This window comes from Janibacter melonis (assembly GCF_020567375.1).
Classification (GTDB): domain Bacteria; phylum Actinomycetota; class Actinomycetes; order Actinomycetales; family Dermatophilaceae; genus Marihabitans; species Marihabitans melonis.
In genome coordinates this window covers 113,358-126,413 of record NZ_JAJBZM010000002.1, presented here as the reverse complement: position 1 = coordinate 126,413, position 13,056 = coordinate 113,358, and the positions used below count along the sequence as shown (strand labels likewise).

Here is a 13,056-nt window from a genome sequence, read left to right as displayed (position 1 = left end):
CTCCGAGGGGGCCGGCAGTGCGGGCCACCCCATCCCTGGGACGACCTGACGACCGGTGGGTCGATCAGTGGGTGCGGCGTCGTGCACGCTCTCTCCGTTCCTCGATGAAGCCGTCCCATTCAACGTCACCGGGCGACGACACGCCAAAGCGGGTAGATGGGGTCGTGGGGCAGGCCGGTGTGCGTGTGTTTCACGTGAAGCATGCCGCCTTCGCGTGCGACCCCAGCTCGCACGGCGCGCTCCCGACTGGTGGGGTAGGCGCAGCTCGTTTCACGTGAAACATCCGCGTGCCAGCGCTCCTGGTGCCTCCCGAGGCCTCGATCTCCTCGTTGGCACCGCGCAGAGCACGCCACCCCCGAACTTCGATCACCAAGCCGGTGCCGGTCGAAGTGCGAAGGGCGCCCCGCGCCCGCGCCCGCGCCCGCGCCCGAGCCTCGAGACCACCGGCTGGGCCGTTCGGTCGGGGACTTCGAGGTCTCTCGGCCCGCACCTCGACCACCAGCACCGTTGCTGGTCGAGGTGCGAAGGGCGCCCCGCGCCCTAGCCTCGAGACCACCGGACCACAGGCGTCGTGTTGACCATCCGTCGCGGCTTCGGAGCTCAGCACGTCGACCGTGAGCCCATCGCGACCGTCCCGGGTGGTTTCGAGGCTCCTTCGTCGCACCTCAACCACCACCGGGTTGCTCTTCGCGCCCCACCCGCCATCACGCGCAGGGTGTGGTTTCGAGCCTCCTTCGTCGCACCTCGACCACCAACACCGTTGCTGGTCGAGGTGCGAAGGGCGCCTCGCGCCCAGGCCTCGAGACCACCGGGCCGGCCCTTCGAGCCGTGACTTCGAGACCCTTCGGTGCACCTCGACCATCGCCATCTTCGGGCTGACGTCAGGCACCATCGCAAGGATCACGGGCGAGACCGTGACGACCGTAAGCCGTCGCGACTGGGTCGGGTGGTTTCGAGGCTCCTTCGTCGCACCTCAACCACCACGGACTTCTTCCGCGCACCTCAACCACCACCAGCCCCCACCCACCCTGAGACGCAGGACGGCCCGTGTTTCACGTGAAACACGGGCCGTGGGGTGCGGTGGGGGGTCAGCGGCGGCGGGGGCGCTTCGTCCCGGGCTTGCGGGGGGTGACGGTGCAGTCGACCGTCATTGTGGCCTCGAGGAGCACCGCGGCGCCGTGCTCACTCACCGCGGCGGCGGTCATGCCGAGCTTGCGCAGGGTCGGCGTCACGGCGTCGAGCTCCTCCTGCGCGGTGCGGCCCTTCATCGCGACGAGCTGCCCGCCATCGTCGAGCAGCGGGAAGCACCAGCGGGCCAGCTTGTCGAGCCGGGCCACCGCGCGCGCGGTGACGAAGGGGGCGCTGAGCACCCCGTGCATCTCCTCGGCCCGCGCACGGTGGACCGTGACGTTCTCCAGAGCTAGATCGCTGACGACACCGTCGAGCCACTCGGTGCGCCGCATCATCGGCTCGACGAGATGGATCTCGAGATCGGGACGGGCGATCGCCATCGCGACGCCGGGCAGACCAGCACCGCTGCCGACGTCGACGACCCGGGCCCCGCTGGGGAAGGCGTCCTCGATCACCGCGCAGTTGAGGATGTGCCGCTCCCACAGGATCGGCACCTCGCGCGGACCGATGAGCCCGTGGCTCACCCCGGTGTCGGCGAGGATGTCGGCGAAGGCCGTGGCGCGCGGAAGGCGCTCAGCGAAGAACCGGTGAGCGCCTTCCGTGGCCTCAGGGGCGTGGTCCACGAGCAGCTCAGGCGTCGGCGTCGGCCGACGCGTCCTGCTCGTCGTCGGCCTCGGCCTGGGTGCCGGCCTCGGGGATGACGACGACGTAGCGCCGCGGCTCGGTGCCCGAGGACTCCGAGGACAGGCCGGAGGCGAGGACCTCGTCGTGGACGACCTTGCGCTCGAAGGCCGACATCGGCTCGAGCGAGATCTCCTCGCCGGACTCGCGCGAGCGGCGCACCGCGTCGCGGGCGATCTCGACGAGCTCGGCGCGACGGCCGGCGCGGTGACCGGCGATGTCGAGCATGAGGCGGCTGCGCTCACCGGTGGCCGACTGCACGGCGAGGCGCGTCAGCTCCTGGAGCGAGTCGAGGACCTTGCCGTCGCTGCCGATGAGGCGACGAGGCACGCGGCCGTCCTCGGAGTCGACGATGGCCACCGCGGCCCGGTCGCCGTCGATGTCGAGGTCGATGTCGCCGTCGAGGTCGCAGATGTCGAGCAGCGTCTCGAGGAAGTCGGCGGCGACCTCCCCTTCGCGCACCAGTGCGGACTGACGCGTGCCCGCGGGCGCCTGGCTCGAGGCCTCCTCGGGCGTCGCCTCGGTCGTCGTCTCGGGGGTCGTGGTCTCGGTCATGGGTGGTGCTCCTGTCGCAGGCAAGTCGGGCGCAGCGCCCGGGGGACGAAGGGGGATCAGCTGTCGTTTCGTGGGTTCTTCGTGGCGGTCGCCGTCGACGACGAGCCAGGGGGCGGGCCGGGCTTCTTCTTCGTCCCGTCCTTCTTCGAGCGCTTCTTGCTCTTGGGCTGCACCCGCTGCCCGGAGATGACGCCCTTCTCACGGAGCTCCTCGGCCATCTCGGCGTCGTGCTCGCGCTCGCGCTCCTCCTCCGGGGTGTCGAGCGGCTTGCCGGCCTTGCGCCGACGCTCGTGCATCGCCTTCTCCGCGGCCGAGCCCGGCGCGGGCATGCGGCGGATGACGTAGAACTGCTGGAGCATCGTCCACAGGTTCGTCGTGAACCAGTAGATGAGCACACCGATCGGGAAGTTGATGCCGGAGACGGCGAAGATGATCGGGAAGAGGTAGAGCATGATCTTCTGCTGCTGGGCGAAGGGGCCCTCGAGCGCAGCGGTCGGCATGTTCTTGCGCATCAGCTGGTGCTGGGTGGTGAAGGTCGTCGCCGACATGAGGATGATGAGCACGACGGTGACGATCTGGACGTTGAGTGTGTTCGCGCCCAGGAAGATGTCGGAGAGCTGGGCCCCGAAGATCGTCGACTTCTCGGCCTCGGCAGCCAGGGCCTTGGTCAGCGGTCCGATGGGCTGACGCTCGCCGCTGGCGATCTCGTCGAGGCCGTTGAGGACGCGGAAGAGGCCGAAGAAGAAGGGCGACTGCACGAGGATCGGCAAGCATGACGCGAGCGGGTTGGTGCCTGTCTCCCGGTAGAGAGACATCATCTCCTGCTGCATCTTCTGCTGGGACTCAGGGTCCTTCTTGCCCTTGTACTTCTTCTGGATCTTCTGCATCTCGGGCTGGATGAGCTGCATCTTGCGCGAGGCGTGGATCTGCTTGACGAAGAGCGGGATGAGCGCCGCACGCATGACGAGCACGAGACCGACGATGGACAGCGTCCACGTCCAGCCGTTGTCGCTCGGCAGACCGATGACGACGAGCAGCTTGTGCCACAGGACGATGATCCAGGCGACCAGCCACTCGAAGGGATACATGATGTCGCTGAAGCTCACGGGGAGGTGATCCTTCGCTGTCGGGGTGCGCCGAGGCGGCGCCGGGAGGTCTGGAGATCGGCCTCGCTGAGGGCCGGGGTGTCGTCACCCAGCCGCGGCCGGGTCAGCTCGGGCGAGCCGCGCTGGGCCCACGTGTCGGGCACGAAGTCGACACCTCCGTGCGACCACGGGTGGCAGCGTCCGATCCGGTGCGCCGCGAGGTACCCACCACGCACCGGCCCGAAGCGGCGCAGCGCGGTGACGGCGTACGCCGAGCACGTCGGGTAGTACCGGCACCGGGCCGGCAGGAGCGGGGAGAGGTAGCGCTGGTAGCCCCGGACGAGCAGGACGAAGGGGGCCGCAGCCCGGCTCCCGCTCATGGCGTGGGCTCCGCGGGCGAGGGCTCGGTCAGGCCCAAGGAGGCCAGGGCCGAGCCGAGGGTGCGGCCGATCTGCGCGGAGGTGGCGCTCGCGGAGGCGGGGTTGGCCCGCAGCACGAGGTCGGTCCCGCTCGGCACGGCCGGCAGGAGGGGCGCCACCTGGGCGCGCAGCCGACGCTTGACCCGGTTGCGCACGACCGCGTTGCCCACGGCCTTGGACACGACGACACCGACGCGCGGTGGCAGTGCCGACCGCGCGTCGGTGTGACGGGCGTGGACCACGAGCAGCCGCGAGCCCTGGCGTCGAGCGCCGGAGCCACGGACCGTCGCCGTGAACTCCCCGCGCTCCGTCAGCCGGTGCTGCGCGGGCAACACGGGAGGGTCTGCTCAGGCGGAGAGCTTGGCGCGCCCCTTGGCGCGGCGGTTGGCCAGGATGGCGCGGCCGGCGCGGGTGCGCATGCGCAGACGGAAGCCGTGCGTCTTGGCGCGGCGACGGTTGTTCGGCTGGAAGGTGCGCTTGCTCATCGCGGTACTCCATGTGTCGTCGGACGATCGGGCACGTCCGGGTGGGGTTCGTGGATCAGCCGCGATCGGAGGCCCACGTGGCTCGTCCGCGAGGGACGCGCGATCATGGGCATGCGAAAGCGGCCGATCAGGCCGTCTGCCAGGTTACGGCAGCCCGCTCGACCCGGTCAAACCACGCGAGGGAGCACGCGCGGGAGCGACAAACACCCCAGGGTGCCAGCACCGGCTTCGGCCGCACCCGCGACACGCCGACGACATCTCGCAGTTGTGCCGACCGGCTTGCCGGGGGGACGTCGAGTTGTTAGCGTCGGCCCTCATCCCCCTCGGTACCCACAGCCTGTGGACAAGCGTGTGGACACCGGTCTGCCGTGGACGCGAGGATGACGACGACATGTCCGTCGCCCCCGCGGCGAGACCGGCCGGACCGACCGAGGTGGTAGAGCGTGGCTGACGCCGACATGGACTTCGCACAGGTCTGGCGCTCCACCCTCGACTCCCTCGACGCCGACGGCGTGCCCGTGGGCCGCCGCGCCTTCCTCACCCACGCCCAGCTCGTCGGTCTCCTCGACAGCACCGCCCTCATCGCCGTGCCCGACGACTTCAGCAAGGAGTTCGTCGAGCAGCGCCTGCGGATGCAGCTGACCCAGGCCCTGTCGGCCCAGCTGGGGCAGGAGGTGCGGATCGCGGTGACCGTCGACCCGGACCTGCACCAGGACGGCGAGGACCACCTGCCCGAGTCCTCTGCCGACGGGTCGCCGCGCGACGAGGCGGACGTCCTCCCCCTTCGCCAGGGTCTGGCCACGCAGGACCCGCTGCCGGTCGGCGACCCGATGACGACACGCGAGACGGCGGCCGCCAGCGCGGGACGGGCCGGGCGCGGGGCGACCCAGCCCGAGAGCGTCGAGCTGACCCGGCTCAACCCGAAGTACCTCTTCGACACCTTCGTCATCGGCTCGAGCAACCGCTTCGCCCACGCGGCCGCGGTCGCGGTCGCCGAGGCGCCGGCCAAGGCGTACAACCCCCTCTTCATCTACGGCGAGTCCGGTCTGGGCAAGACCCACCTGCTCCACGCGATCGGTCACTACGCGCGCAACCTCTACCCGCACGTCAAGGTGCGCTACGTGAACTCCGAGGAGTTCACCAACGACTTCATCAACAGCATCCGCGACGACAAGGCGGCCGCCTTCCAGGCCCGCTACCGCGACGTCGACGTGCTGCTCATCGACGACATCCAGTTCTTGTCGGGGAAGATGCAGACGCAGGAGGAGTTCTTCCACACCTTCAACACGCTGCACAACGCCAACAAGCAGGTCGTCATCACCAGCGACGTCAAGCCCAAGCTGCTCCAGGGCTTCGAGGAGCGCATGCGCAGCCGCTTCGAGTGGGGGCTGCTCACCGACGTCCAGCCGCCCGACCTCGAGACGCGGATCGCGATCCTGCGCAAGAAGGCCATCCAGGAGCGCCTGTCGGTGCCCGACGAGGTCCTCGAGTTCATCGCGAGCCGGATCTCGACGAACATCCGCGAGCTCGAGGGCGCGCTCATCCGCGTCACCGCCTTCGCCAGCCTCAACCGGCAGCCGGTCGACCTCGGTCTGGCCCAGATCGTGCTCAAGGACCTCATCCCCCACGAGGCACCCAACGAGATCGACGCGGCGACGATCATGGCCCAGACCGCGGCCTACTTCGGCCTGACGATCGAGGACCTCCAGGGCGCCTCGCGCAGCCGCGTGCTCGTGACCGCCCGGCAGATCGCCATGTACCTGTGCCGCGAGCTGACCGATGCCTCGCTGCCCCAGATCGGCAAGCTCTTCGGCGGGCGCGACCACACGACCGTCATGCACGCGAACCGCAAGATCGGCGAGCTCATGGCCGAGCGGCGCGCGATCTACAACCAGGTCACCGAGCTAACCAACCGCATCAAGCAGCAGGCGAACAGCTAGACCGCCGTGCCGGCGCCGCCGCGAGACCCGACGACGGGTCGCGGCCGTCCTGGCGACCCTGTCCACAGCAGTTGTCCACACCTGTGTGAAGAGTGCCCCTCCTGCGCCGTCCCCACCGCCGGCGACCGGGTCGAGGCACGTTGTCCCCCAAGTTGTCCACAGATCCACAGGCTGTGGACAACTCTGTGCACCCAGCGATCGCGGTGCAGACGCACGCAACACGCCCGGTCCCGTCCACAACCGCGCCATGAACCGCACGTGTCCACACACCTGTGGACAGCCGTCGCCACCGTCGAGGGCCCCGGACGCCACGAGATCGGTGCACATCCCTGCGGACGAGCCTGTGGACAGCTGTGGACGGACCGGGAGCGCATGAGGACGCCCCTGCGCCGTCCACACCCCCCACCCGGTCGTGCACAGCTGCGTCGACAGGTCGTCCACACCCCACCGCGGACGCAGATCCGCCCCACGAGCGGGCTGCAGGCCACTCGCCGCGGGTTGTCCCCACTGTCCACACGACCTATGACAACGATGAGTCCTCTCCACCTCATCTCCCGTCCCCACGCATGGCGGACCGGCCTGCTGTGGATCTAGGGTTGGGCTCCCGTGCGGTGATCATGCGAGCCGAGACGGGTGACACACTTGTCATCGCACACGCGCGGAGGCTCCGCGCGGGAAATGGGTAGGTACTCGTGAAGTTCCGCGTCGAGCGTGACGTCCTCGCCGAGGCGGTCACCTGGGTTGCTCGTGGTCTGCCGGCCCGCCCGCCGGTCCCCGTCCTCGCCGGTGTCCTCGTCTCCGCCGACGAAGGGGGGACGGTCACCCTCTCGGCCTTCGACTACGAGGTCTCCGCCCGGATCACCGTCGCCGCCGACGTCGAGGAGTCCGGCACCGTGCTCGTGCTCGGCCGTCTGCTCGCCGACATCTCCCGCAACCTCCCGGGCCGACCCGTCGACGTCTCCACCGAGGGCACGAAGGTCCAGGTGACGTGCGGCAGCTCCCGCTTCGCCCTCCTGCAGATGCCGGCCGACGAGTACCCCACGCTGCCCACCGCGCCCGAGGGCTCGGGCTCGATCGACGGCAGCGTCTTCACCCAGGCCGTCGCCCAGGTCTCCATCGCCGCCGACCGCGGCGACTCGCTCCCGATCCTCACCGGCGTGCGCGTCGAGGTCGACCGCGACCGGATGACCCTGCTCGCCACCGACCGCTACCGCCTCGCGATGCGCGAGATCACGTGGTCGCCGAGGACCTCCGACGCCAGCCACGTCGCCCTCATCCCGGCACGGACCCTCTCCGAGACCGCCCGCTCGCTCGGCGCCGTCGGCACGATCGACGTCGCCCTCGGCAGCGCGGCAGGCGGTGACGGGCTCGTCGGCTTCGAGGCCGGGCAGCGCCGCACGACCTCCCGTCTGCTCGACGGCGAGTACCCGAAGGTCGCCAAGATCTTCCCGACGAGCAGCGAGACCGAGGCCGTCATCGCGACCGCGGATCTCATCGAGGCGGTCAAGCGCGTCGCCCTCGTCGCGGAGCGAACGACCCCGGTGCGCCTGCGCTTCTCCGAGGGCCAGCTGGCCATCGAGGCCGGCACCGGCGAGGACGCCCAGGCCTCCGAGGCGCTCGAGGCGAGCGTCACCGGCCCGGACATCGCCGTGGCCTTCAACCCCGGCTACCTCCTCGACGGGCTCGGGGTGCTCGGCACCGAGTGGACCCGGATGTCCTTCACCGGCGCGCTCAAGGCCGCGATGATCACCGGTCAGACGAGCCAGGACGGCGAGCTCGACACGACCTACCGCTACGTCCTGCAGCCCGTGCGACTCGCCGGCTGACCCCCCTTCGCCCGGCCCGCCGCGCGCGGGCGGGGCACCCCGCACCCCCGACCCGAACGTCGACACACCAAGGAGCACCTCATGCAGCTGGGACTCATCGGCCTGGGCAAGATGGGCGGCAACATGCGCGAGCGCATCCGCCGCGCCGGTCACGAGGTCGTCGGGTACGACCGCGACCAGTCCATCTCGGACAGCACGAGCGTCCAGGACATGATCGACCAGCTCGAGGCGCCCCGGGTCGTGTGGGTCATGGTGCCGGCCGGTGAGATCACCCGCTCCGTCGTCGCCGACCTCGCCGAGCGCCTCGACGAGGGCGACCTCGTCATCGACGGCGGCAACTCCCGCTTCAGCGACGACGCCGTGCACGCCGAGATGCTCAAGGCGCAGGGCGTCGGGTACCTCGACTGCGGGGTGTCCGGCGGCATCTGGGGTCTCGAGAACGGCTACGGCCTCATGGTCGGCGGGCTGAAGAAGCACGTCACCCGGGCGATGCCGATCTTCGACGCGCTGCGCCCCGAGGGCCCGCGCGACGAGGGCTTCGTGCACGCCGGTGCCGTCGGCGCCGGCCACTACGTGAAGATGGTCCACAACGGCATCGAGTACGGCCTCATGCACGCCTACGCCGAGGGCTACGAGCTGCTCGAGAAGAAGGACATCGTCACCGACGTGCCCGGTGCCTTCAAGGCGTGGAGCCGTGGCACCGTCGTGCGCTCCTGGCTGCTCGACCTCATGGTCAAGGCGCTCGAGGAGAACCCCACGCTCGACGACGTCTCCGACTACACGGCCGACTCGGGTGAGGGCCGGTGGACCGTCGAGGAGGCGATCGCCAACTCCGTGCCGATGCCGGTCATCTCGGCCTCGCTCTTCGCCCGCTTCGCCTCGCGCCAGGACTCCAGCCCGACGATGCAGGCCGTCGCCGCGCTGCGCGGCCAGTTCGGCGGGCACCAGGTGATGACGACCGCCGAGGGCGAGCAGCTGCGCGCCGAGGCCGCGACCGGTCCGAAGGACGCGAAGAGCACCCAGCGCAAGGCCGCGAAGAAGGAGAAGCCGACGAAGGACGCCGGCACCGCGCAGGCGAAGGGGCGCAAGGCCGCCTCGGCGGGCCCCTCCTCGGGCAGCGGCAGCACCGGCGGCTCGAAGGGCCCGACGTCGGGCACCCGCTCCACCCGCAGCTCCAGCTGAGGTGCACGTCCGGCACCTCACGGTCGGGGACTTCCGCAGCTACGCGGCGGCCGATCTCGCCCTGGAGCCGGGCATCACGACCCTCGTCGGGCTCAACGGCCAGGGCAAGACCAACCTCGTCGAGGCGGTCGGGTACCTCGCGACCCTCTCGAGCCACCGGGTGAGCACCGACCAGCCGCTCGTGCGGGTCGGTGCCGAGCGGGCGATCATCCGTGCCGCGGTGGTGCGCGACGGTCGTGAGCAGGTCGTCGAGCTCGAGATCAACCCGGGCCGGGCCAACCGGGCCAAGCTCGGGCGCTCGCCGCTCCCCCGGACCCGGGACGTCCTGGGCACCGTGCGCTCCGTGCTCTTCGCCCCCGAGGACCTCGCCCTCGTCAAGGGCGACCCCGACCAGCGCCGCCGTTTCCTCGACGACCTGCTCGTCCAGCGCCAGCCGCGCTGGGCGGGGGTCCGGGGCGACTACGACAAGGTCGTGCGCCAGCGCTCCGCCCTGCTCAAGCAGGCCGGTGCCGACAAGCGCGGCCGGGGCCGTCGGGCCCGGGTGCCCGCGGGCGTCGACCCGGGCGCCGCCCGGGAGGAGGCGATGCGCACCCTCGACATCTGGGACGACCGGCTGGCCACCGTCGGGGCACAGCTGCTCTACGCCCGCCTGCGCCTGCTCACCGACCTCGTCCCCCACCTCACCCAGACCTACGGCGAGGTGAGCGCCAGCGTCAGCGAGGCGACCGCACGCTACCGCTCCTCGATCCCGGGCCCGGTCGGCGAGGCGCTCGCCGAGGGCTTCGAGAGCGCGCAGGACGTGCCGCCTGTCGAGCGGCTGCGCGAGGAGCTGCTCGACGGGATGGCCCAGGTCCGTGACCAGGAGCTCGACCGCGGCGTGAGCCTCGTCGGGCCGCACCGCGACGACATCACCCTGGCGCTCGGCGAGATGCCGGCGAAGGGGTACGCGAGCCACGGCGAGTCGTGGTCCTTCGCCCTGGGGCTGCGCCTCGCCGCCTACCGCCTGCTCCAGCACGACCTCGACGACGACCCCGTCCTCGTCCTCGACGACGTCTTCGCCGAGCTCGACTCGGGCCGCCGGACCCGCCTCGCGGGTCTCGTCGCCGGCTCCGAGCAGGTGCTCATCACCGCCGCCGTGGGGGCCGACGTGCCGGAGGAGCTCAGCGGTGCCCGCTTCGCGGTGACGAAGGGGGAGGTCAGCCCGGCATGAGCGGGTCGAGCGAGGAGCCCGGGGCCGGGGCGCACGGAGGTCTCGGCGCCGGTCACGACGGCGCCGGTCACGACGGCGCCGGTCACGACGACGCCGCGCAGGACGAGGGTGCCGCGCAGGACGAGGCGCTCGGCGAGGTCGAGGACGCCGCGGCCACGGCCCTGTCGCGGGCGCGGGCCGTCGCCGCGGGCCGCGGGCTGCGCCCGGGCATGAAGCCGCGCCGGCGCCGGGTGCGTCGGGGGATGGAGCCGGAAGGGTCGGCGATCCCCACCGGGCGCGACCCAGAGCTGCTCGGCGACCAGATCGAGCGGATGATCGCCGACCGCGGGTGGCGCACCGACGTCGCGGCCGGGTCGGTGATGTCGCGCTGGCCGGATCTCGTCGGGTCGCAGGTCGCCGAGCACAGCGCGCCGGTGTCCTTCGAGGACGGCGTCCTCACGGTGCGCGCCGACTCGACGGCGTGGGCCACCCAGCTGCGGCTGCTCACCTCGAGCCTCCTCGGCCGGCTCGCCGAGGAGGTCGGCCCCGAGACGGTGGTCGAGCTGCGGGTGGTCGGGCCGAGCGCACCGTCGTGGAAGAAGGGCCCGCGCCGCGCCCCGGGCATGCGGGGCCCGCGCGACACCTACGGCTGAGCCGGGCGAGCCGCCGGTCGCCGCCCACGGAGGCGGTCCTGGCCCGACGTTCCGCACGCGCGAACGCGCGTGGAGGCTCCCCCCTTCGCCCGGGCACTCTCACGGGGAGAGCGGCGCTGGAGCCGCCGTCGACCGACCGCGAAGGAGCGCCGGTGCCCCACGTGTCCATCCCCGCGCTGGACGAGGTCGTGTACCTCGAGCCGGACGAGACGGTGCTGTCCGGCCTGTACAAGGCCGGGTACGCCTACACCGTGGGGTGCAAGCGGGGGGGCTGCGGCATCTGCAAGCTCGACGTCCTCGAGGGCGACTTCACCTACAACCGGCCGGTCGCCGACTCCGTCGTGAGCGCGGAGGAGCGCACCGACGGGACCTGCCTGAGCTGCCGAGCCGTCCCGGACTCGGACATCACCATCCAGATGCGCCAGAGCGAGCTGCGTCTGGTCAACCCGATCCTCCGCCAGATCAACGCCAAGGCGCGCGAGCGCGCCCGGGCGCTGGCGGCCGGCACCGAGAAGGAGTAACCATGGGAATCATGCGTCTGGGGTATGCGCACGTGCGCGTCACCGACATGGCCGAGGCCAAGGAACACTACGCGAGCACGCTCGGCCTGTACGAGACCCACTCGGACACGGCCGCCGACGGTGCCAAGCGCACCTTCTACAAGGGCTGGGACGAGTGGGACCACCACTCCCTCGTCCTCGAGGAGGGTGGCGTCGGCGTCGTCAAGTACGGCTGGAAGGTCGAGCACGAGTCCGACATCGACGACATTGAGTCCAAGGCGAAGGCCTTCGGCCTGACCGTCGAGCGGATGGCGGAGGGGGAGAACCCCGAGATCGGCGACGGCATCCGCTTCACCACCCCGAGCGAGCACGTCTTCGAGGTCTACCACCAGGCCACGGCGTACGGCACCGAGGTCGGGACGCACAACCCCGACGCCTTCCCCCGTCACCTCGTCGGCGTCGGCGCCCCCGCTCTCGACCACTCGCTCATCACGACCGAGGACCCGAAGCTCATGGAGCGGATGCTGAAGGACGTCTTCGGCTTCTACGCGACCGAGCGGGTCCAGACCAGCCTCGACGAGGACCACGACCTCGTCGGCACGTGGATGACCTCGAACAACCAGATCCACCAGCTCGCTGTCATCGGCGGCCCGCAGGGCAAGCTGCACCACTTCGCCTTCCGCCTCGACAGCTGGAACGACGTCGGCCGCGCGGCGGACCTCATGTCGATGGACGACGTGCCGATCGACGTGACCCCGACCCGCCACGGCATCACGCGCGGCCAGACGGTCTACTTCTTCGACCCGTCGGGCAACCGCAACGAGGTCTTCTCCGGCGGCTACCTCGCTTTCCCGGACCGCCCGACGACGGTGTGGACGGTCGACCAGATCGGCAAGGGGATCTTCTACCACTCCCGCGAGCTCAACGAGCGCTTCACCACCGTCCTCACGTGAGCGGGGCGCACCACGCGCACACCCGGACGTCGGCGACGCTCACGCTCGCTGGCGCCCGGGCCGCGGTCGACGCCGCGCTGTCGCAGGCCGCCTCGATCGGGGCGGCGATGAACGTCGCGGTCGTCGACCCCGGCGGCGCCCTGCTCGCCTTCGCCCGGATGGACGGGGCCTTCGCCGGATCCAGCGACATCGCGAGGGACAAGGCCCGCACCGTCGTCTCCTTCGGAGGGGCCCCGACCGACGAGCTGTACGCGGCGATCGAGGGCGAGCCCGCGGTCCGCGACGGCATCGGCGGTCGCGAGGGCGTCGCGGCCTTCGGCGGCGGAGTCCCGGTCGTCGTCGACGGCGAGCTCGTCGGCGCCGTCGGCGCCTCGGGCGGCAGCGCGGCGCAGGACAAGCAGGTCGCCCAGGCCGGCGCCGACGCCGTGCGCTGACCCCCTTCGCCCCCGCGCTACGG

Annotated in this window: 14 protein-coding genes; 8 read left to right on the top strand and 6 right to left on the bottom strand. The window is 71.2% G+C overall.

From position 1 onward, the window contains the following. Nucleotides 1-1,088: 1,088 nt before the first annotated feature. Genes rsmG through rpmH form a run of 6 tightly spaced genes read right to left on the bottom strand, consistent with a single transcriptional unit; the run spans nt 1,089 to nt 4,356 of the window. On the bottom strand, nt 1,089-1,754 hold the full coding sequence (gene rsmG / locus LIV55_RS06680; protein ID WP_308012879.1) for a 16S rRNA (guanine(527)-N(7))-methyltransferase RsmG: 666 nt from the start codon (nt 1,752-1,754) through the stop codon (nt 1,089-1,091). A 7-nt stretch (nt 1,755-1,761) separates the two neighbouring features. After that, nucleotides 1,762-2,367 carry a Jag family protein gene (locus LIV55_RS06675; RefSeq protein WP_229299700.1) on the bottom strand — a complete coding sequence of 202 codons (606 nt, stop codon included), beginning with the start codon at nt 2,365-2,367 and terminating at the stop codon, nt 1,762-1,764. Nucleotides 2,368-2,423: 56 nt separating this feature from the next. Continuing rightward, the gene (yidC, locus tag LIV55_RS06670; RefSeq protein ID WP_068270880.1) at nt 2,424-3,473 is read right to left on the bottom strand and encodes a membrane protein insertase YidC; all 1,050 of its coding nucleotides are present in this window, start codon (nt 3,471-3,473) and stop codon (nt 2,424-2,426) included. Then, entirely contained in the window at nt 3,470-3,832 is a 363-nt protein-coding gene (gene yidD / locus LIV55_RS06665) for a membrane protein insertion efficiency factor YidD (RefSeq protein WP_068270882.1), read from the bottom strand. Before yidD ends, yidC begins: the two co-directional genes overlap by 4 nt. After that, nucleotides 3,829-4,206 carry a ribonuclease P protein component gene (gene rnpA, locus LIV55_RS06660; RefSeq protein WP_191564176.1) on the bottom strand — a complete coding sequence of 126 codons (378 nt, stop codon included), beginning with the start codon at nt 4,204-4,206 and terminating at the stop codon, nt 3,829-3,831. The genes yidD and rnpA overlap by 4 nt, the downstream gene beginning before the upstream one ends. Nucleotides 4,207-4,218: 12 nt before the next feature. Beyond that, on the bottom strand, nt 4,219-4,356 hold the full coding sequence (rpmH, locus tag LIV55_RS06655; RefSeq protein ID WP_068270888.1) for a 50S ribosomal protein L34: 138 nt from the start codon (nt 4,354-4,356) through the stop codon (nt 4,219-4,221). Nucleotides 4,357-4,799: 443 nt separating this feature from the next. On the opposite strand from rpmH, the gene dnaA reads away from it, so the two are divergent. From dnaA to LIV55_RS06615, 8 genes are all read left to right on the top strand, one after another. After that, complete coding sequence (dnaA, locus tag LIV55_RS06650; protein WP_372456508.1) at nt 4,800-6,296, top strand: chromosomal replication initiator protein DnaA; 1,497 nt, start codon at nt 4,800-4,802, stop codon at nt 6,294-6,296. Nucleotides 6,297-6,988: 692 nt separating this feature from the next. Beyond that, nucleotides 6,989-8,122 carry a DNA polymerase III subunit beta gene (gene dnaN, locus LIV55_RS06645; RefSeq protein ID WP_068270893.1) on the top strand — a complete coding sequence of 378 codons (1,134 nt, stop codon included), beginning with the start codon at nt 6,989-6,991 and terminating at the stop codon, nt 8,120-8,122. An 81-nt stretch (nt 8,123-8,203) separates the two neighbouring features. Further along, complete coding sequence (gnd, locus tag LIV55_RS06640) at nt 8,204-9,304, top strand: phosphogluconate dehydrogenase (NAD(+)-dependent, decarboxylating) (RefSeq protein WP_123093623.1); 1,101 nt, start codon at nt 8,204-8,206, stop codon at nt 9,302-9,304. Between the two features lies 1 nt (nt 9,305). Further along, nucleotides 9,306-10,514 carry a DNA replication/repair protein RecF gene (gene recF / locus LIV55_RS06635; RefSeq protein ID WP_229299699.1) on the top strand — a complete coding sequence of 403 codons (1,209 nt, stop codon included), beginning with the start codon at nt 9,306-9,308 and terminating at the stop codon, nt 10,512-10,514. After that, the gene (locus LIV55_RS06630) at nt 10,511-11,146 is read left to right on the top strand and encodes a DciA family protein (protein WP_229299698.1); all 636 of its coding nucleotides are present in this window, start codon (nt 10,511-10,513) and stop codon (nt 11,144-11,146) included. The genes recF and LIV55_RS06630 overlap by 4 nt, the downstream gene beginning before the upstream one ends. Before the next feature lie 152 nt (nt 11,147-11,298). Beyond that, nucleotides 11,299-11,667: a 2Fe-2S iron-sulfur cluster-binding protein gene (locus LIV55_RS06625; RefSeq protein WP_229299697.1), complete on the top strand. Its 369-nt coding sequence runs from the start codon at nt 11,299-11,301 to the stop codon at nt 11,665-11,667. An 11-nt stretch (nt 11,668-11,678) separates the two neighbouring features. Then, the gene (locus LIV55_RS06620; RefSeq protein ID WP_229299696.1) at nt 11,679-12,599 is read left to right on the top strand and encodes a catechol 2,3-dioxygenase; all 921 of its coding nucleotides are present in this window, start codon (nt 11,679-11,681) and stop codon (nt 12,597-12,599) included. Then, a complete protein-coding gene (locus LIV55_RS06615) occupies nt 12,596-13,033 on the top strand; it encodes a GlcG/HbpS family heme-binding protein (protein ID WP_229299695.1) in 438 nt (145 codons plus the stop codon). Before LIV55_RS06620 ends, LIV55_RS06615 begins: the two co-directional genes overlap by 4 nt. Nucleotides 13,034-13,056 lie beyond the last annotated feature (23 nt).

Coding starts and splice junctions, on each gene's coding strand:
- LIV55_RS06675 (WP_229299700.1), bottom strand. CDS start 2,367: ATGACCGAGACCACGACCCCCGAGACGACGACCGAGGCGACGCCCGAG.
- yidD (WP_068270882.1), bottom strand. CDS start 3,832: ATGAGCGGGAGCCGGGCTGCGGCCCCCTTCGTCCTGCTCGTCCGGGGC.
- rpmH (WP_068270888.1), bottom strand. CDS start 4,356: ATGAGCAAGCGCACCTTCCAGCCGAACAACCGTCGCCGCGCCAAGACG.
- gnd (WP_123093623.1), top strand. CDS start 8,204: ATGCAGCTGGGACTCATCGGCCTGGGCAAGATGGGCGGCAACATGCGC.
- LIV55_RS06630 (WP_229299698.1), top strand. CDS start 10,511: ATGAGCGGGTCGAGCGAGGAGCCCGGGGCCGGGGCGCACGGAGGTCTC.
- LIV55_RS06620 (WP_229299696.1), top strand. CDS start 11,679: ATGCGTCTGGGGTATGCGCACGTGCGCGTCACCGACATGGCCGAGGCC.